Source organism: Falsiroseomonas oryzae (assembly GCF_027856955.1).
In the GTDB taxonomy this organism is placed as follows: Bacteria; Pseudomonadota; Alphaproteobacteria; order Acetobacterales; family Acetobacteraceae; genus Falsiroseomonas; species Falsiroseomonas oryzae.
In genome coordinates, this window is record NZ_JAPSMD010000918.1 from 1 (window position 1) to 827 (window position 827).

At 76.3% G+C, this 827-nt stretch carries 2 protein-coding genes; both read left to right on the forward strand.

All coding sequences use genetic code 11. The features are described 5' to 3' along the window. Window positions 1-439 (forward strand): hypothetical protein (locus tag OZN99_RS32675; protein WP_270939336.1); only part of this gene is annotated, 439 nt, incomplete at its 5' end. Between the two features lie 45 nt (window positions 440-484). Further along, on the forward strand, window positions 485-827 hold a 343-nt coding region (locus OZN99_RS32680), incomplete at its 3' end, for a hypothetical protein (protein WP_270939337.1).

Consider the following 827-nt stretch of genomic DNA (forward strand, 5'->3'; position numbering starts at 1 on the left):
CTCGCCGCCCGCCGGCGCGGCGGAGCCGCCGGCAGCCATGCTGCGCCGCTGGCTGCGCTGGCAGCGGCGGAAGCTCGGCGCGGATCCGCGCCAGGCGGCGCTGCTCGCCCGCCTGCTGCCCACCCATCCCCCGCCATGGCTGGCGGCGCAGCGCTTCTGGTTCGACCTGAACGCCAACCTGCGCAGCGCGGCGCTGATGCGCTGGCGGTCACGCGACGCCGAGCGCATCGCGACCCCCACCATCCTGTTCCGCTCCGAGCAGCCGCGGCCGGGCATGGCCCCCGACCTGGGCTGGGCGGAGCGCAGCGACCTGCGGCAGGTCATCCCGGTGCGGGGCGGCCACCACAGCATGATCGAGCCGCCCCACCGCGCCGCCCTCTGCGCCATGCTGACAAGTGCCTTGATGGAGCAGGCAGGCGCTGTCCACGCCGCGGCTTGACCGTGTTCCGAACCAGTCCATAAGCGGACCGGGGGGCACGGCTTGATGCTGGACGGGCAGGCGACGCGGAACTGGGAGGATGCCGACCTCGGCGCCCTGTTCCGGGCGCTGCGCGACACCGATCCGGCCGCCCCCATGGTCGCCGACGGCACCGGCCAGGTGCTGGACCGCGCGGCCTTCTGGCGCATCGCCTGCGGCGTCTCCCACGCCGCCGCCGCGGCGCCGGGCATGGCCTTCGGCCTGCGGCTGCCGGACGGGGCGGCGGCGCTTCCCTGGATCGCCGGCGCGCTGATGGCCGGCGTCCCATTCGCCATGCTCGACGGCCGCGATCCACCGGCGCGCACCGCGGAGCTCTGCGCCTCCCTCGGTCTCGCCGCCTGCCTCGCCC